The 19,307-nt window shown below is 42.0% G+C and carries 16 protein-coding genes and 1 pseudogene; 2 read left to right on the forward strand and 15 right to left on the reverse strand.

Annotated elements, in window-relative coordinates:
- Positions 1–14 precede the first annotated feature (14 nt).
- The 15 genes and pseudogenes from rnhB to rpsB form a co-directional block, all read right to left on the reverse strand.
- Positions 15–604 (reverse strand): annotated as a pseudogene (gene rnhB, locus EL244_RS13795) (ribonuclease HII).
- Complete coding sequence (gene lpxB / locus EL244_RS13800) at positions 604–1,758, reverse strand: lipid-A-disaccharide synthase (protein ID WP_126461633.1); 1,155 nt, start codon at positions 1,756–1,758, stop codon at positions 604–606. The pseudogene rnhB and the gene lpxB overlap by 1 nt, the downstream one beginning before the upstream one ends.
- Before the next feature lie 53 nt (positions 1,759–1,811).
- Positions 1,812–2,609: an acyl-ACP--UDP-N-acetylglucosamine O-acyltransferase gene (gene lpxA, locus EL244_RS13805; protein WP_126461636.1), complete on the reverse strand. Its 798-nt coding sequence runs from the start codon at positions 2,607–2,609 to the stop codon at positions 1,812–1,814.
- A gap of 1 nt (position 2,610) precedes the next feature.
- Entirely contained in the window at positions 2,611–3,063 is a 453-nt protein-coding gene (gene fabZ, locus EL244_RS13810; RefSeq protein ID WP_006658399.1) for a 3-hydroxyacyl-ACP dehydratase FabZ, read from the reverse strand.
- Positions 3,064–3,192: 129 nt separating this feature from the next.
- Positions 3,193–4,230: a UDP-3-O-(3-hydroxymyristoyl)glucosamine N-acyltransferase gene (gene lpxD / locus EL244_RS13815; RefSeq protein ID WP_126461639.1), complete on the reverse strand. Its 1,038-nt coding sequence runs from the start codon at positions 4,228–4,230 to the stop codon at positions 3,193–3,195.
- A gap of 3 nt (positions 4,231–4,233) precedes the next feature.
- Positions 4,234–4,728, reverse strand: a complete 495-nt coding sequence (gene skp / locus EL244_RS13820; protein ID WP_006814038.1) for a molecular chaperone Skp — start codon at positions 4,726–4,728, stop codon at positions 4,234–4,236.
- 86 nt (positions 4,729–4,814) lie between these two features.
- A complete protein-coding gene (gene bamA, locus EL244_RS13825; RefSeq protein ID WP_006814039.1) occupies positions 4,815–7,229 on the reverse strand; it encodes an outer membrane protein assembly factor BamA in 2,415 nt (804 codons plus the stop codon).
- A 42-nt stretch (positions 7,230–7,271) separates the two neighbouring features.
- A complete protein-coding gene (rseP, locus tag EL244_RS13830; RefSeq protein ID WP_126461642.1) occupies positions 7,272–8,624 on the reverse strand; it encodes a sigma E protease regulator RseP in 1,353 nt (450 codons plus the stop codon).
- Between the two features lie 8 nt (positions 8,625–8,632).
- Positions 8,633–9,499: a phosphatidate cytidylyltransferase gene (cdsA, locus tag EL244_RS13835; RefSeq protein ID WP_154600458.1), complete on the reverse strand. Its 867-nt coding sequence runs from the start codon at positions 9,497–9,499 to the stop codon at positions 8,633–8,635.
- 6 nt (positions 9,500–9,505) lie between these two features.
- Positions 9,506–10,258, reverse strand: coding sequence for a polyprenyl diphosphate synthase (gene uppS, locus EL244_RS13840; RefSeq protein WP_126461648.1), 753 nt, complete (start codon positions 10,256–10,258; stop codon positions 9,506–9,508).
- A 185-nt stretch (positions 10,259–10,443) separates the two neighbouring features.
- On the reverse strand, positions 10,444–11,637 hold the full coding sequence (gene ispC / locus EL244_RS13845; protein ID WP_006814043.1) for a 1-deoxy-D-xylulose-5-phosphate reductoisomerase: 1,194 nt from the start codon (positions 11,635–11,637) through the stop codon (positions 10,444–10,446).
- Between the two features lie 149 nt (positions 11,638–11,786).
- Positions 11,787–12,344, reverse strand: a complete 558-nt coding sequence (gene frr / locus EL244_RS13850; protein WP_006814044.1) for a ribosome recycling factor — start codon at positions 12,342–12,344, stop codon at positions 11,787–11,789.
- A gap of 108 nt (positions 12,345–12,452) precedes the next feature.
- Positions 12,453–13,181 carry a UMP kinase gene (pyrH, locus tag EL244_RS13855; protein WP_006814045.1) on the reverse strand — a complete coding sequence of 243 codons (729 nt, stop codon included), beginning with the start codon at positions 13,179–13,181 and terminating at the stop codon, positions 12,453–12,455.
- A gap of 187 nt (positions 13,182–13,368) precedes the next feature.
- On the reverse strand, positions 13,369–14,220 hold the full coding sequence (gene tsf, locus EL244_RS13860) for a translation elongation factor Ts (protein WP_006814046.1): 852 nt from the start codon (positions 14,218–14,220) through the stop codon (positions 13,369–13,371).
- 134 nt (positions 14,221–14,354) lie between these two features.
- Positions 14,355–15,080 (reverse strand): 30S ribosomal protein S2, encoded by a 726-nt coding sequence (rpsB, locus tag EL244_RS13865; protein ID WP_006814047.1) that lies wholly within the window; start codon positions 15,078–15,080, stop codon positions 14,355–14,357.
- 643 nt (positions 15,081–15,723) lie between these two features.
- Here rpsB and map point away from each other — a divergent pair.
- Complete coding sequence (gene map / locus EL244_RS13870) at positions 15,724–16,521, forward strand: type I methionyl aminopeptidase (protein ID WP_006814048.1); 798 nt, start codon at positions 15,724–15,726, stop codon at positions 16,519–16,521.
- Between the two features lie 106 nt (positions 16,522–16,627).
- On the forward strand, positions 16,628–19,267 hold the full coding sequence (gene glnD / locus EL244_RS13875) for a bifunctional uridylyltransferase/uridylyl-removing protein GlnD (RefSeq protein ID WP_126461651.1): 2,640 nt from the start codon (positions 16,628–16,630) through the stop codon (positions 19,265–19,267).
- Positions 19,268–19,307 lie beyond the last annotated feature (40 nt).

The following is a 19,307-nucleotide window of genomic DNA, read 5'->3' on the forward strand; positions in this document are numbered from 1 at the left end:
TATTTTTTAACTGACTATTTAATGTCTAACGCTCGTCGTACTGGCGCGAAGCTTTTGCGGTGAAACTCAGTCGCTCCAAATTGAGCTAGCTTTTCTAAGTGATAAGCGGTTGGATAACCTTTATGTTTAGCAAATCCATATTCAGGGAATACTTTATCTAATTCCACCATTTCCCTGTCTCTCACTACTTTAGCAAGAATGGATGCTGCGCTAATTTCCTGCACTAAACTATCTCCCTTCACGACTGCTTGGGATGGCACTGATAATTTAGGACAACGATTTCCATCAACTAAAACAAACTCCGGCGTGATAGATAGACCAGCAACGGCTCTTTGCATGGCTAGCATAGTTGCATGCAGAATATTTAACTCATCAATTTCATTTGGTTCCGCTCGCCCAAGACACCAGCAGAGCGCTTTTTCTTTGATTTCATCAAATAATTTCTCACGTTTTTTTCTGTGAGTTTTTTTGAGTCTGCTAAGCCTTCAATGGGGTTGTTCGGATCAAGAATAACAGCGGCAGTCACAACCGCACCGACTAACGGTCCGCGACCCACTTCATCAACACCAGCAATTAAGTTGGCTTTTGGGTATATAAATTCCATTAATTTCTAACCAAATCTAGTACTGCATCAGCCGCTTGCTTATCCGCATCACAGCGGATCAACTGATGTAATTGTAAGAACGTCTGCTTCAATGCGTCCACTTGCTCTCCCCCTTCTAATAAGGGAAGTAATTGAGCAGCAAGCTGTTCTGGTTGGCACTCATCTTGAAGCAATTCTTTAACGATTTCCTTTCCTGCCAATAAATTAGGCAAAGAAACATAGGGGGTTTTCACTAAACGCTGAGCTAACCAAAACGTGAATGGCTTCATTCGATACCCAACAACCATCGGACATTTAGTCAACATGCATTCTAATGCAGCAGTACCCGATGCTAACAAGGTAGCATCAGCAGCCATCATCGCATCTCGCGCTTGCCCATCTAAAATATGAACGTTAAGTTCTGGGGCAACCTGCTGTTTTATCTCATCGAATTGCTGACGCCTTTTTTGATTAACCAACGGAACCACTATCTGTAAATCAGTAAAGTGGCTACTTAAAAGTGTAGCGGTTTTTAAAAAATCAGCACTGAGCATTTCCACTTCAGAATGGCGGCTTCCCGGTAATAAGGCTAAGCACTTGCTGGTAGCAGGAATATTTAAACGTTCTCGTGCCGCTTGTTTATCCGGATTGAGTGCAATCGCATCTGCCATAGTATGTCCGATAAAACGACAAGGGACATCAAAACGATCGTAGAAAGCTTTTTCAAAGGGTAAAAAAGCCAGGACTAAATTTGTCGAACGACCAATTTTAAATACTCGCTTTTGACGCCATGCCCATACAGATGGGCTGACATAATGAATAGTTTTAATGCCTGTCGATTTCAATTTACCTTCAAGGGTAATATTAAAATCCGGTGCGTCGATTCCAACAAAGACATCAGGCTGTAATTCAGTAAAACGCTGAGTTAAATCTTTACGAATAGACAATAGGCGAGGTAAACGACCGAGGACTTCAACAATTCCCATGACCGCCAGTTCTTCCATTTCATACCAAGCTTCACAACCTTCAGCTTGCATGAGTGGACCGGCAACACCAACAAAGCGGGCATTGGGTACTTGCTGTTTTAATGCACGAATCAATCCGGCACCTAAGATGTCGCCAGACGTTTCTCCGGCAACAAGGCCAATAGTAAGTGGGCGGTTGCTATTCACCAAAATTCGCTCCTTATTAAAGGCCTAATCTCATTTTTCATCTGCAACAACAAAAATTAACGAATAATTCCGCGTTTAGACTGTGCTGATTCTTCAAGGAAATCACTAAACACTTTGACGTGTTCATCGGTTTTTGCCATTTCTGCAATTTCTTCTCGCGCTTCTTCTAAAGATTTCCCTGAACGATATAACGTTTTGTACGCATTACGAATTGCATGCAGGGATTCTTTTTCAAAACCACGACGCTTAAGACCTTCTAGGTTTAAGCCGAATGGTGTTGCATGGTTACCTTGTGCGATAACATACGGAGGTACGTCTTGAGCAACCCCAGAACATCCACCCACCATAACGTGAGCGCCAATTTGGCAAAATTGATGCACTGCGGTCATACCACCAATAATGGCGAAATCACCTAATGTGACGTGACCACCTAAAGTTCCGTTATTAGCAATAATACAGCGGTTGCCAATAATGCAATCATGAGCAATATGGACGTTAACCATCAATAAGTTGTCATTACCAATCTTAGTGAGATCACCACCTTGGGTGGTTCCTCGATGGATAGTCACACTTTCACGAATACGGTTTCTGTCACCAATCTCTACGCGTGTTGGCTCGCCTTGGTATTTCAGGTCTTGGTTAATTTCACCAATAGAAGCAAATTGAAATATCACATTGTCACGGCCAATTTTGGTGTGCCCGTTGACAACAACATGAGATTTTAGCTCTGTACCTTCACCAATTTCAACATTAGCGCCGATATAGCAAAAAGGGCCAATATGAACATTGGCTCCAATAACAGCTCCATCTTCTACAATAGATGAGGGATGAACATAGGCAGTTTTGTCAATCATATCAGACCTCACGGCGACGGGCGCACATCATTTCTGCTTCGCAGGCCACTTCTCCATCAACTTTTGCAACACCTTTAAAACGAGCAACACCGCGACGTTCTTTGATAAATTCAACTTCCAGGATCATTTGATCTCCTGGTAGAACGGGACGTTTAAAGCGTGCATTGTCTATTGCTGCGAAATAATACAATTCACCTGGCTCCAATTTTCCTACACTTTTAAATGCAAGGATACCTGTTGCCTGAGCCATTGCTTCTAAAATTAAAACACCCGGAAAGATTGGTTTGCTAGGAAAGTGTCCCTGAAAAAATGGCTCATTAAAGGAGACATTTTTTACCGCGCGCAAAGATTTACCTTCTTCGAAATCCAAAACACGGTCAACCAAAAGGAATGGGTAACGGTGCGGAAGTAGTTCTAAAATTTCTTCAATATTCAGAGTATGATTATCACTCATCGAAATACTCTTCCTGTCTATTAATACAATCTAATTAATGAATCGGCCTGCTTTGACCCTATAAAGGACCAACAGGCAGGCCGGAAAAAACGTAACTCTAAAGCTATTTTAGCCCGAATTACCAAATGATTACTGATTTTTTTGATTTTGGCTATCTAATTCACGTTCCAGTGTTTTTAGACGCTTATTCATCTCATTGATATTTAAAACTAAAGCAGCAGTTTTTCGCCAAGTTTTATTAGGTTGTAAAGGAATACCTGAAGAGTAAACTCCCGGCTCAGTGATTGGTCGCATAACCATTCCCATTCCTGTTACGGTAACCTTGTCACAAATTTCCATGTGACCATTGATAACACTGGCTCCGCCAATCATACAATAGCGACCAATTTTCAAACTACCGGCCATGATAACACCACCAGCAACTGCGGTATTATCGCCTATTGTTACATTATGCGCAATTTGGCACTGGTTATCGATAATAACCCCATTGCCAATGACTGTGTTATCTAATGCGCCACGGTCAATCGTTGTACAAGCACCAATTTCGACGCGGGATCCAATGATCACAGTGCCTAATTGTGGAATTTTGATCCAGTTGCCACGATCATTTGCGTACCCAAAACCATCAGAGCCAATTACTGTACCTGATTGGATCAAACAGTGATCACCAATCTCAACATCATGATACACACTGACATTGGCCCATAAACGAGTACCTGCGCCAATTCGTGTATTTTTACCAATAAAGCAACCCGCGCCAATAATCACGTTATCACCCAGTGTAACACCACTTTCGATAACGGCATTTGCGCCAATTGCAACATTCTGACCCAATTGGGCATCATCAGCGATCACCGCTGATGCATGGATATTTTCAGCAGGCGCTGGCGTTGTATCCATAATTTGCGCCATACGCGCATAAGCAAGATAAGGGTTATCTACAACCAGTGCAGCAACCTTACAAGCGCTCAGATCTTTTTCAGTCAATACAACAGCCGCAGCCTGACAATCTACTAACTTGTCACTGTAACGACTATCAGATAAAAAAGTAATCTGTTGACTGTTAGCTGAATACATCGGTGCGATACCGGTGATGACGATATCGCCATCACCGTGTAACTGTGCATTCAACTGCTGAGCTAAATCAGCTAATCGAATTGAAGACATCTATTATTTAACCTGCTTTTGAACCTGACTAGTGATATCGATACCATCTTTTGCATACGCAACTGCGTTTGCATCGATAACAACATCATAGCCTTCTTTCGCAGCAACAGATTTAATAGAATCTTGGATACGGCTCAGAATTTTATTGCGCTCTTCAGATTGACGACGACGGTTGTCTTCTTCAAACTTCTGCGCTTTTTCAGCGAATTGGTCACGTTTAGTGATTAGCTCTTTTTCCAGCTTTTCGCGCTCGCTTGTGCTCATTGTCGCACCATCACGACGCAGTTTTTCTACGCGTGATTGCAGATCTTTTTCCAGATTTTGCAATTCAGTTGCACGACTTTTGAATTCACTTTCAAGCTGTTTAGCAACGGATTCACGTGCTGGCATCTTCTGGAAAATTTCACCAACGTTTACGATAGCGATTTTTTCAGCATAAGCACCCGCAGACATTGCTAAAGCAATACTCACACCCGCTGCACACAACAATTTTTTCACACTAAACTCCTTAACCCATTCTTATGGCTGGAAATTTTGGTTGCCCTCATTCGATATGAGGGCTTAGTTCGATAGAGACTGGGTACTTACCAAGTTCTACCAATATTAAATTGGAACTGTTCTGATTTATCGCCTTCGTAATCCTTAATAGGTTGCGCATAGGAGAAGACCAGAGGTCCAAGCGGCGAAATCCACTGTAAAGCAAGACCCGTAGATACACGGACATTGGTTGCATTACCGTAGTCAGGCATGCCTTTACGCCACTCTGGATTAATACTATTCCAATTGGTATCCCAAACCGTACCCGCATCCACAAACAGTGAGGTACGGATCGTATTCGCATATTTTTCGTCAATAAATGGTGTTGGTGTAATCAGCTCAAATGATGCTGTATACATTGCATTACCACCAACCGCATCGCTCGATGGGCTGCCTGGCTCTGGAACTGCCACACCATTGACTGATTTCAAGTAAACGGCTTTAGGACCAATGTTATTCGAACGGAAACCACGAATAGAGCTGGAACCACCCGCATAGAAGTTCTCATAGAATGGCATTTGCTTACTGCCGATACCATCACCATAACCCGCTTGTGCGCGACCTAACACAACCCAAGTTTCATCATCATTTATTGGGTAATAATGTGCGGTATCAAAACGCAGTTTATAGTATTCGTTATCAGAACCAGGGACTGTAACCTTACCTGAAACGCTGGTTTTATTACCCGATGTTGGGAAGAAACCACGGTTTAAGGAGTTATATGTCCAACCAACGTTCAATGTAAAGTCATCGGCTCTAAAGCTTTCTTTATTACGACCATCTGCTGTGACAGGCGGATTTTGCCCCATTGAATCGAGGTAATCCCACATTGCGGCTTGAGCTCGCATGTCAGATAAATCGTTATGAACATAACCCGCACCAACACGGAATGAGTTATTTTCATTGAATGGGAAACTTAAGAAGCTATCAAGACCATAGGTTTTGTTGTTATAGCCTGATAAATCCGCATCTTTAGCGCTAAAGTCGTTATAGAAAATACGCCCACCCAAACTCACTCCGTTAACGGTGAAGTAAGGGTCAGTCATTGAAAATTCTACGTTGGTTGAGTAGTCGTTTCGGCTCGCGTTAATACCAACCGCATTACCTGTACCTAACCAGTTATCCTGAGTCACACCGACTTGGAAACTCACGCCACTTTCAGTACCAAAACCAACACCAAAGTTCATAGAACCCGTGTTACGCTCTTTAACTTTATAAATGACATCAACTTGGTCAGCACTGCCAGGAATACGTTGAGTTTCAACATCTACCGTTTCAAAGAAACCTGTACGATTCAGACGTTCTTTACCTAATTCGACAAGATCATTACCTAACCAAGCACCTTCCATCTGACGCATTTCACGGCGTAAAACAGAATCCTTACTGGTATCGTTACCTTGGAAACGAATTTGGCGAACATAGAAACGGTTACCGGCATCCACATTGACATGCAACTTAACCGTTTTATCTGCATCATTAATTTCAGGCTGAGTCATTACACGCGGATATGCGTAGCCATAGCGACCAAACAGATCTTTAATCTTGTTTTCCATCTGAGTCACTTGAGCACCGTTGTATAATTCACCCGGTGTAATCGTGATTAACTCTTTGATGTCCGCTAAATGCTCTGCCGTATTACCATTAACTTCAACTCCGGAGATTTTGTATTGATCCCCTTCAGTAATATTAATTGTAATATAAATATCTTTTTTGTCTGGCGTCAGGCTCACTTGAGTGGAATCGATATTAAAACGGGCATAACCACGATCAAGATAAAAACTACGCAAAGTTTCTAAGTCACCCGCCAGTTTTTGCTTCTGATACTTTTGGTCAGCCGCTAAGTTCCACCAAGGCACATCGTCACGTAATTGGAGTTTATTCACCAATTCTGCGGTTGGATAATTTTTATTACCCACAATGTTGATCTGCTGAATTTTTGCAGATACGCCTTCAGAGAACACAAATTTTAAATCGACACGGTTACGTGGCAATGGAGTTACCACCGCTTTTACTGTCGCATTATATTTACCAACGCTGTAGTAAAAGTCTTCTAAACCTTTCTCTATATTCGCAATTTTAGTGCGGTCTAATGCTTCACCCACACGGACATTTGATGCTTCCAAGTTCTGCTTCAGCATGTCATCTTTTACAGATTTATTGCCTGTAAAAGTGATACTTGCGATGGTTGGTCGTTCTTTAACTTGAACGATCAGCGTGTTTCCATCACGCAGGACCCTAACATCTTCGAAGTTACCAGTAGAGAATAATGAACGGATTGAACGACTAATATCGTCGTTATCAACTGAATCACCGACCCTAACAGGCATGTTCAATAATGCTGCACCAACGGCGACGCGTTGTAGACCTTCGAAACGAATGTCTTTAACTACGAATCCGTCTGAACCGTATGCAGTGGCGCTACCTAAAAGCAGCGACGCTATGAGCAACTTTTTCATCGCCATCGTTGTTATGCGTATTCCTTACTGGTCCCAAGCTTTCAAAAATTAGAAGCGAGAGAAATCATTAAAAAGTGCAAGTCCCATTAACAGAATCAATGCCATTGCACCTATCCGAAAACTAAAGTCTTGAACTCGCTCAGACACTGGGCTTCCCTTAATTTTTTCAATTAATAAGAAGAGTAAGTGCCCCCCATCTAACACAGGCAATGGAAATAAATTGATGATGCCTAGGTTTACGCTAATCAGCGCAATAAACATCAAATAATATACCAAGCCTGATTCAGCCGAAACCCCCGCGCCTTTCGCGATAGATACCGGACCACTCAAGTTATTGAGTTTGACATCCCCAACAACTAATTTACCCATCATATTGACTGTCAGTTTCATTAACTGCCAAGTCTTATCGCTAGCTTGAAATAGTGCAGATAACGGATCGTACTCCTGCACCATTTTATACTCATCAGCTAACGGTAGCACTGATAATTCAACGCCAGCAAGCCCAACTTTTTCTCCTCGTTTTCCATCTTGGCTATCCGGAGTCAATGTTAAAGGCACTTGTTGCTGATTTCTTTCTACGATTAATTTCAGTGGTGTCCCCGGATTAGTCCGAATAATTTTCGTTACTGGATTCCAAATATCCAGAGCTTCTCCGTTAACACTAATAATTCTATCTCCCGGTTTTAAACCGGCACGAGCACCTGCTAAGCCTTCAGTCACTTTGAGGATGACAGGGTCTACCTTGGCAGATACTGGCATAATGCCAATCGACAAAATTGGATCTTGTTTTTCAGGATCAAATTGCCAAGAGGTCAAGTCTACCGTTTTTGAAACTGGCTCATTATATCCTTGAGGCAAAACTTGTGCAGTAAATTCCCGATCACCAATTTTACCCACTAAGGCTAAACGAACAGAATTCCAATCAGGTGTTTCGATACCATCGATCGATTTTAGTTCCATTTTAGGCTCAAAATTTGCTTGAGCTGCAATAGAACCCGGCTTGATATCCTCGATGACAGGGCGCACGGATGGAATCCCAATCATAAACACAATCCAGTAGACAACAATAGCTAGTAAAAAGTTCGCTAGCGGACCTGCACTAATAATGGCAGCTCGTTGCCCAACTGTTTTATTGTTAAACGCAAGATGCCTACGTTCTGGTGCAACTTCACCAACACGCTCATCAAGCATTTTGACATAACCCCCTAGAGGGATCAGCGCCAATACAAACTCGGTACCGTGTTTATCGACTTTACGCCAGAGCGTTTTACCAAACCCAATAGAAAATCGCTCAACATAAACACCACAACGGCGAGCGACCCAATAATGACCAAATTCGTGTACTGTAATCAGCACACCTATTGCAATGATAAATGCCGCTAAGCTCCAAATGAATCCCATTGATATTCCTAAAGACCAAAACCGTTAAAAACTAACAAATTCAGCCCTGCAAATACGGGAATTGCGGCTGTCAGGCTGTCAATTCTATCAAGAATTCCACCATGCCCCGGAATCAAATGGCTACTATCTTTGATACCAGATTGACGCTTAAACATACTTTCGGTTAAGTCGCCAAATACAGATACTACAACAACAATAATTGATGTCACTAGTAAATAATCTGGCATGACAGGGATTGGAGCATATAAACTAAATAACCATGAGATGATGCCCGCAGTGATTAAACCGCCAATCAATCCTTCCCATGTTTTACCTGGCGATACTTTTGGCGCCATTTTATTACGTCCGATGGTGCGCCCAAATGCATAAGCACCAGAATCTGCTCCCCAAACTAACAACATGACATATAAAAGCCACCACGCACCAAATGAGCTATCACTTTGATAACCAATAGTTCTTAACACCATCATTCCACAATAGAATGGAACAATCGTTAACACGCCAAATAACAAACGAAGAATGATAGACTTGCCCCATGAGGCAGAAGCTGGATAAGTCACGACAAGTAAAATCGCAGCGACCCACCAGATCAGTCCGGCCCATAAGCCATACAGAATCAGTGGCTCATGGGTTAGCATGGTCATGTCAGGTAAAGAAAATTGAATCGCCAACAATACCACTGCGAATACGGCCGCTAAACCAATACGTTTAACTTGTGAATGCCAACCTGCGAACTGAGCCCATTCCCATGCACCCAATGCACAGACTGCAATGACAACAAACCCGAAATTAGCCGGAGAAAGTAAAAATAAAGCTGCGATAACAATAGGTATTAAAATTACCGCAGTGAGTAAACGATACTTCAGCACATCCATCCCCTTTTATTTGACGAGTTCGTCATCTGATTCAGCCCCACCATAGCGACGCTCACGTTGACTAAAAGCATCCACTGCACTCTGAAATACTGTCTCATCAAAATCTGGCCATAACACGTTAGTGAAATAAAACTCTGCGTAAGCGACTTGCCATAATAAAAAATTACTAATGCGGTGTTCTCCACCTGTACGAATAACCAAATCTACATTTTCTTGGTCATTCATACAAATATGCTGACTAATTGCACATTCATCCACATCATCGATAGAAAGCTCACCACGACTGACTTTGCCATAAACTTGTTTGACGCTGTTAACAATATCCCATCTACCACCATAATTTGCTGCGATGTTTAGCTGTAAACCCGTATTGTCTGCAGTTAACGCTTCCGCTTTATCAATTCTTTTTCTTAACGTTTCACTAAAACGGCTAACATCACCAATAATTTTGAGTTTTACATTATTTTTATGGAGATTTTTAACTTCGTTATCTAATGCAAAAACAAACAGATCCATCAACGAACTCACTTCTTTTTCTGGTCTTTTCCAGTTTTCGCTGCTGAATGCGTAAAGAGTGAGTGAACTAATTTTATTCTTTACCGCAAAACGCACAGAACTACGTACAGATTCAACACCTGCTCGATGACCAGTAATTCTGAATTTTCCTCTCTGTTTAGCCCATCGTCCATTACCATCCATTATGATAGCAACATGCTTCGGCATCATAGATTCAGAGAGATTTTCACCACTAGAGTTCATTAAATGTTAATCCTTGTCTGTACTACTTGGAAATCCGGCTCAATCATAACGCTTATGATTACATTTGCTGATAAGACACATCCTTTAATTTGAAGACTGCCGATATTGTCTCTATTTTTCAACATAGCCACACATATTAAAGATATATTATAGTTATCAGCAACTAAATAAATCACATATCAAGATTAAAATTCTTGAGAAATGAGTTGAGTCGTTTCACGGCGAGCACAAGCATCGATTTCTAAGACCTCATCAATGGATGCTGGTTCCGAAAAATGAAGTTTATCCATAATCTTACGATTAATTTTTGCGATATCCGTAAAACGGATTTTTTCTTCTAAGAAAGCTGCAACCGTAATTTCATTCGCACCATTCAGTGCCGTTGTTGCCGCTTGGCCTTGGTGACAGGCATCAATAGCTAATTTTAGGCAAGGATAGCGTTGATAGTCAGGTTCAACAAATGTTAATGAAGATAACGTTGTAAAATCTAATGCTTTTGCACCTGAGATAATGCGTTGAGGATAGGCCATGCTGTAAGAAATAGGTGTACGCATATCTGGCGTTCCTAGCTGGGCGATAACACTACCATCCCGATAACGCACCATTGAGTGAATCACAGACTGAGGATGAATAATGACTTCCATCTGTGTTTCATTAGCATTGAAGAAATAGCAAGCTTCAATATATTCCAAGCCTTTATTCATCATTGTCGCTGAATCGACCGAAATTTTACGCCCCATAGACCAATTAGGATGATTACACGCTTCATCAGGCGTCACATTATCTAGGTAAGATAATGCTGTATCCCTAAATGGGCCACCAGATCCGGTCAATACGATGCTGGAAATACCCGACTTCGTCAGATCTGCAAAGCCTAAATTTAATTGAATCTCGGTAGGTAAGCTTTGGAAAATTGCATTATGCTCACTATCAATAGGAAAGACTGTTGCATTATGTTCACGAATCGCATTAAAGAATAAACGTCCACTAGTGATCAGTGACTCTTTATTCGCTAATAATATTCTTTTTCCTTTACGGATCGCCGCCAAAGTAGGTAATAGACCTGCAACCCCCGTGATAGCCGACATAACTTGATCAGCTTCATCTAACCCAGCTAGCTCAATCGCAGATTCTCGACCCGATAACACTTCAGTTTTACAATTATTTTCGGTCAGAATAATGCGTAATTCCTTTGCTGCGTGTTCATCTGCCATCGAAACATATTTTGGATTGAATTCTAGGCACTGACTAGCCATTTCAGCCACATTTTTACCTGCAACTAAAGCAACAATTTGAAATTTTTCAGGATTTTGGCGAACAACAGAAAGTGTACTTGTACCGATTGAACCTGTAGAACCCAGGATAGTAAGACGTTTCATAGTGATCAGATACTCTGTATTAATTCAATACTGAGATTATATCAGCTTAGAGATAAGAAAGGATTGTTTAATAGAAATGATAAATAATAAAGCCATGCTAAAGCACACTTTTAAAAAATGTGCTCAGATGGCTTTATTATCAAGATGGATTAAAACTCCATCAACTCCGCTTCTTTTTGCGCTAATGCCTCATCAACTTTCTTGATAAAACTATCAGTCAGCTTTTGGATATCATCCTGAGAACGGCGTTCATCATCTTCACTGATTTCTTTATCTTTCAGTAAAGCTTTAACTTTATCGTTAGCATCACGACGGACGTTACGAATAGCAATACGACCTTGCTCTGCCTCACCACGAACGACTTTGATTAAGTCTTTACGACGTTCTTCAGTCAACGCTGGGAGTGGAACACGGATTACTGTACCTGCTGATGATGGATTCAGACCTAAGTCAGACGCCATAATTGCTTTCTCAATCGCTGGAGACATAGAGCGATCGAATACAGAAATTGCTAATGTACGAGAATCTTCAACTGTCACGTTCGCTAGTTGGCGTAAAGGTGTTGCAGAACCATAATATTCAACTACGATGCCATCTAACAGGCTTGGGGACGCACGACCAGTACGAATTTTACTGATTTGACTTTTTAGTGCTTCAAGGCTCTTTTCCATACGGTCTTGAGCATCTTTTTGGATTTCGTTAATCACGTTATCAACCCTTAAGAACTTGTTATTAACGGCCGCAAAGCAGCCTCGCTTAAATTGTCTGAATTTACTTTAGATAATACATTTAAACTCAGACCATGTCTCTGAGTATTAATTGTGAGAAATCAGAGTTCCTTCATTCTCGCCCATCACAACACGACGTAACGCACCTGGCTTATTCATGTTAAAAACACGAATTGGTAGGTTGTGATCGCGAGCTAGAGTGAATGCAGCTAAATCCATAACTTTCAATTCACGCTCAAGAACTTCTTGATAATTCAAATTTTCATACAGAACGGCATCAGGATCTTTAGCAGGATCTGAAGAGTATACGCCATCAACTTTTGTGGCTTTCAATACAACATCAGCTTCAATTTCAATGCCGCGTAAGCATGCTGCTGAGTCCGTTGTGAAGAATGGATTTCCTGTTCCCGCAGAAAAAATAACCACACGGCCATGACGTAGCAGGCTAATAGCTTCAGCCCAGCTATAGTTATCACACACGCCATTCAGTGGAATTGCAGACATTAATCTTGCATTCACATATGCTCGGTGCAGCGCATCTCGCATTGCAAGACCATTCATCACTGTTGCCAGCATCCCCATATGGTCGCCAACAACGCGGTTCATGCCAGCTTGTGCTAAACCCGCACCACGGAACAAGTTACCACCACCAATAACCACACCGACCTGTATACCCAGTTCTATAAGTTCTTTGATTTCCTGAGCCATACGATCTAAAACGCTAGCATCGATACCAAAACCTTCTGCGCCTTGTAGAGCTTCGCCACTTAGCTTAAGCAGAATTCGCTGATAAACGGGTTTTGCATTGGTTGCCATGAGTTGTGTCCTAACAGGTAATTATTGGAGTTACATATATAGAGTTATCAATAACTCTATATGACGAAAATTCATTTTATATCAATATTACACAAAATAGTTCAAGTTAAACGAAGCTAGCGCACATGTAGCTTGAAATATAAAGTGTATTAAAGAAAGGCCGCCAATTGGCGGCCCTTTTAGTTGATTACTTGCTCATTGCAGCAACTTCTGCTGCAAAGTCAGTTTCAACTTTCTCGATACCTTCACCTACTTCATAACGGATGAAGTTAGTGACTTTAGCACCTTTTTCTTTCAGTAAGTCACCAACAGATTTGCTTGGATCCATTACGAAAGGCTGGCCAGTCAGAGAAATTTCGCCAGTAAATTTGTTCATGCGACCGATAACCATTTTTTCAGCGATTTCGCGTGGTTTACCAGATTGCATTGCGATGTCTAACTGAATTTGGTGCTCATGAGCAACAACATCAGCTGGAACGTTGTCTGGGGTTACATATTCTGGCTTGCTTGCAGCAATGTGCATAGCGATATGCTTCAGCAGTTCTTCATCTGCGCCTTCAGCGGCAACTAGAACACCGATACGTGCGCCGTGCAGGTAGCTACCTACTTGTGCGCCTTCCAGAATTGCAACGCGACGAATATTGATGTTTTCACCAATTTTCGCAACTAAAGCAGTACGAGCTTCTTCGAATTTTGCTTTCAGAGCATCGATGTCAGCGTTTTTATCAGCAACAACTGATGCTAATACTTCTTTACCGAATGCTAAGAAACCAGCATCTTTAGCAACGAAGTCAGTTTCGCAGTTCAGTTCGATCAACGCGCCAGTTTTACCATCATTGAAAACTTCAGTCAGGATAACGCCTTCAGCAGCAACACGGCCTGCTTTTTTAGCTGCTTTCGCTTGACCTGATTTACGCATGTTGTCGATTGCTAATTCGATATCACCATTAGCTTCAACTAGTGCTTTTTTACATTCCATCATACCTGCGCCAGTACGTTCGCGCAGTTCTTTTACCAATGCAGCGGTAATTCCAGACATGTGATTTATTCCTCGATATGCCTCACGAGATTTTCCTCGCAAGGATAGTTCTGATTCACAGAAACAAAAGGGGCCTAGTAGGCCCCTTCTAACCAATATATAGCAATACCTGGTTAATAAGGGCTTTTGCCTTATTATTCAGCTTCTACTAAGCTTTCTTCTGCTTGAACAGCCAGATCTTGTGAACGACCTTCACGAACGGTGTTTGCAACAGCACCCAGATACAGTTTGATTGCACGGATTGCATCGTCGTTACCAGGGATAACGAAGTCGATACCGTCTGGATCAGAGTTAGTATCAACGATAGCGAAAACTGGGATACCCAAGTTGTTAGCTTCTTTGATAGCAATGTGTTCGTGGTCTGCATCGATAACGAACAGAGCGTCAGGTAAACCGCCCATATCTTTGATACCGCCTAAGCTGTTTTCTAACTTAACCAGTTCACGAGTACGCATCAGCGCTTCTTTCTTGGTCAGTTTGTCGAAAGTACCGTCTTGTGACTGAATTTCCAGATCTTTCAGGCGTTTGATTGACTGACGAACAGTTTTCCAGTTAGTCAGCATACCGCCTAACCAGCGATGGTTTACGAAATACTGGTCACAGCTGTTAGCAGCTTCTTGAACGGCTTCGCTTGCAGCACGTTTAGTACCAACAAACAGAATTTTGCCTTTACGAGAAGCAATTTTAGTCAACTCAGCCAGAGCTTCGTTGAACATTGGAACAGTCTTTTCCAAGTTGATGATATGAACTTTGTTACGAGCGCCGAAAATGAAAGGTTTCATTTTTGGGTTCCAGTAACGAGTCTGGTGACCAAAGTGAACGCCCGCTTGTAACATATCGCGCATGGAAACAGTTGCCATTTTATACCTCTGAATATAAGTAATTGGGGTTATGCCTCCACGAATCCCATGCTACCGACTCTAAAGCTGCGTCTAAACGCATAAGAGCACCCCGGTGCACGTGCCGATCCGTGTGTGTTATTACACAATTGAGTTTGAGTTTACGCTAATCCACTTGAACCTGAGATCTGCACCTAGCGCTCAAAAATGAACACCCAAATGAGATAAGAAGAAAAATATGGATTGCCGGCGCGCTTTATACCATAAAACAGAGTTGCAATCCAATATTTGTTGCTTTTTTCGCTGATAAAAATCGAATATGGTGTCGTGATATCACCGAAGTGATGGTCTAATTTAGTGGTACAACAAAACAATACCTAAACTATAATCTAAAAAATGGGTTTATTCGAATTGAGAAACTCATTTTTTGCAATTTGTGCTACAAAAGGCTCAATTTGAACAAACTGAGATAGCCATGTGGCTTACCCTTTAGGCCTTGGTTGGCAACTCAACATATCTCCTACTATTTGGTAGATAGTTGGCAGAAAATGCGGTGACTGTTACCATACCACTATCAATGGTAAAAATGTTGCAACAATTGCCCATTTCAACCGCCTTTATTTAACATGTCGCAAATTCTTGCGGACATATATGGACTGAACTCATGGCTATTATTATTAAGACTGAAGAAGATATTCAGAAAATGCGTGTTGCTGGTCGACTAGCAGCTGAAGTGTTAGAGATGATCGCACCGCATGTAGTGCCGGGAGTCAGTACAGGTGAACTTGATCGTCTGTGCCACAAACACATTGTTGAGCAACAACAAGCGATCCCAGCCTGCCTTGACTACCATGGCTTCCCAAAATCCGTTTGTATCTCTGTCAACGATGTTATCTGTCACGGTATTCCAAGTGACGATAAAATTCTGAAAGATGGAGACGTAGTAAACATTGATGTGACCGTTATTAAAGATGAATTCCACGGCGATACCTCAAAAATGTTTATCGTAGGTAAACCTACCATTCAAGGCGAGCGCCTGTGCCAAGTGACACAAGAAAGCCTCTACCTCGCTATTCGCATGGTAAAACCGGGGATCCGTTTACGTACCATTGGTAAAGCCATCCAAGAATTCGTTGAAAAACAAGACCTATCTGTCGTTCGCGAATACTGCGGCCATGGTATTGGTAAAGGTTTCCATGAAGAGCCGCAAGTTCTGCACTATGACGCAGATGACAGCGGTGTAATTCTGCAAAAAGGGATGACATTCACTATTGAGCCTATGGTTAATACTGGGGATTACCGTATTCGTACTATGAAAGATGGCTGGACGGTAAAAACCAAAGATAGAGGCTTATCCGCACAGTATGAACATACTTTAGTGGTTACTGATAATGGCTGTGAAATTCTGACGCTACGTAAAGAAGAAGAGCCATTTATCTCAGCGGTTCTTATCAACGAATAATCATCTTCTAAGCTCCTCTTATTGGGGAGCTTGTTTCTCTGTTCATCCTTCCAGAAAAAACGTAAGCTGGTCATAATTTCTGTATGGCTATCAACACGGACAGAGAATGATGACGGCACCTTCAAACAGCTACCTATCACCAACCCTATTTCACCCTTCAGATCTCGAGTTATCAACATTACGGCAACACGTTGATCAATTTGATGCGTGCCAAGAAACCGCCTTTCACCAAGGCCAAAATGTTGCGGATTTAATACATGCTCGTAGCGACTATCTTGATGCCTTATTAACCAAGCTATGGCAAGCCTACCAGTTTGATCAATACGCCGATATGTCACTCATCGCCGTCGGAGGATATGGTCGCCACGAACTTCATCCATTATCTGACATTGATATTTTGGTACTCAGTCAACAACCTTTACCTGATGAGATTGCCAGCAAAGTGGGTCAATTCATCACATTCCTCTGGGATCTACGATTTGATATTGGGCATAGTGTCCGCTCACTCGAAGAATGTATCGAAGCAGGTAAAGCAGATTTAACCGTCGCGACGAACCTGATTGAGTCACGCCTAATTTGTGGTGATATCACCCTATTTTTGACATTACAAAAAACTATTTTTAGTGATGAATTTTGGCCTTCAGCCACCTTTTTTGCTGCCAAAATTGAAGAACAACAAGAACGCCATCAGCGTTATCACAGTACCAGTTATAATCTAGAACCCGATATTAAAAGTAGTCCCGGAGGCTTGCGAGATGTGCATACCTTGCTCTGGGTTGGTCGCCGTCATTTTGGTGCTACCACCGTTGATGAAATGGTTGGCTTTGGTTTCCTAACCGAGGAAGAACGCCAAGAGTTAAAAGAGTGCCTCACTTTTTTATGGAAAGTCCGTTTTGCCTTGCATCTAGAAGTCAAACGCTACGATAACCGCCTATTATTTGATCGCCAATTTAGTGTTGCGCGCGCCTTGGGCTACGATGGGGATAAAAATCAACCCGTCGAGCGTATGATGAAAGATTTCTATCGCGTTACTCGCCGAGTACGAGAATTGAATCAGATGCTCTTGCAGCTATTCGATGAAGCCATTCTTGCCTTAAATCCGGATGAAAAACCGCGCCCTATTGATGAAAATTTCCAGCTACGCGGCACTTTGATCGACGTGATTGATGAAATGCTATTTATCAAGCAGCCAGAAAGCATCTTGAAAATGTTCTATCAAATGGCTCGCTACCCAAATATCACGGGAATTTATTCCACCACATTACGTCAGCTTCGTTTTGCCAGACGAAACCTTGAGGTTCCACTATGCGCACTTCCCGAGGCTCGACGCTTATTTCTTAAAATATTGCGTCATCCGAGAGCCATTAAAGGTGCATTTGTCCCTATGCACCTACACAGTGTTCTAAGTGCTTACACACCGTATTGGAGCAATATTGTGGGTCAAATGCAGTTTGACCTATTTCATGCCTATACCGTGGATGAGCATACTATTCGGGTACTGCAAAAAATAGACAGCTTTACCCAAGAAGAAAATCGCCGAGAACATCCTCTGTGTGTGAGTGTGTACCCCAAAATTCTGCAACCTGAATTACTTCGCTTAGCGGCCATGTTTCATGATATCGCTAAAGGGCGTTCAGGTGATCACTCAGATCTTGGCGCTGAATTTGTATATGATTTTGCGATACAGCATGACTTTACAACCAAAGAAGCGGAACTTGCGGCTTGGCTGGTAAAAAAACATCTATTGATGTCAGTAACTGCTCAACGCAGAGATATCCAAGATCCCGATGTGATCAAACAATTTGCGGGAGATGTCAAATCGACCTCTCGCCTTAACTATTTGATGTGCTTAACTGTTGCTGATATTTGTGCCACGAATAGCACGCTTTGGAATAGTTGGAAACAGAGCCTGATCCGTGAACTCTATTTATCTACGGAGCACCAGCTAAACCAAGGCATGCAGAGTACACCCGATCTGCGTGAGCGCATACGTCACCATCGCTACCAAGCGTTATCATTGTTACGGCTCTCCCCCTCTGATGAAGAGAAACTCAACGGATTATGGTCTCGTTGTCATGCGGATTATTTTCTGCGTCATACCCCAACACAGCTAGCTTGGCACGCTAATCATCTTTTACAGCACGACCTTGCTCAACCGCTAGTATTAATCAGTACTCAACCCAAACATGGTGGCACCGAAATTTTCATCTGGTGCCATGATAAATCGCATCTATTTGCCGCAGTCGCGAGTGAATTAGATAGACGCAATTTAAGTATTCATAGCGCACAAATTTTCACCAACAAAGACAATATGGCTATGGATACCTTTGTGGTCTTAGAACCGAATGGTGCGCCTCTCGCTAAAGATAGATATGATCCTATCCGCAAAGCGCTGTTGCTGGCAATTCAACAACCCGAAGTCCAGCAACCAAAATCCCGCTCTATCCCCGCTAAATTGCGTCATTTTAGTGTGCCAACTAAAGTGAATTTTCTACATTCCAATAATGAACGGCGTACCTATATGGAATTATTTGCCCTCGATCAGCCGGGATTGTTAGCCAAAATAGGTCACATTTTTGCCCAAATGGAAATTTCACTATACGGTGCACGGATCACGACTATTGGCGAAAAAGCCGAAGACTTTTTTGTTCTTGCAGATAAAAACCACAAAGCTTTATGTAAAAATATGCAACAAGAGTTGTCAGAAAGGTTGACAGAAGCTATTAAATCGAAGGATAAATTATAGTGCCAACCTATTGAAGGCACTTTTTACCTTAAAGCATTTG

The organism is Providencia rustigianii (genome assembly GCF_900637755.1).
In the GTDB taxonomy this organism is placed as follows: domain Bacteria; phylum Pseudomonadota; class Gammaproteobacteria; order Enterobacterales; family Enterobacteriaceae; genus Providencia; species Providencia rustigianii.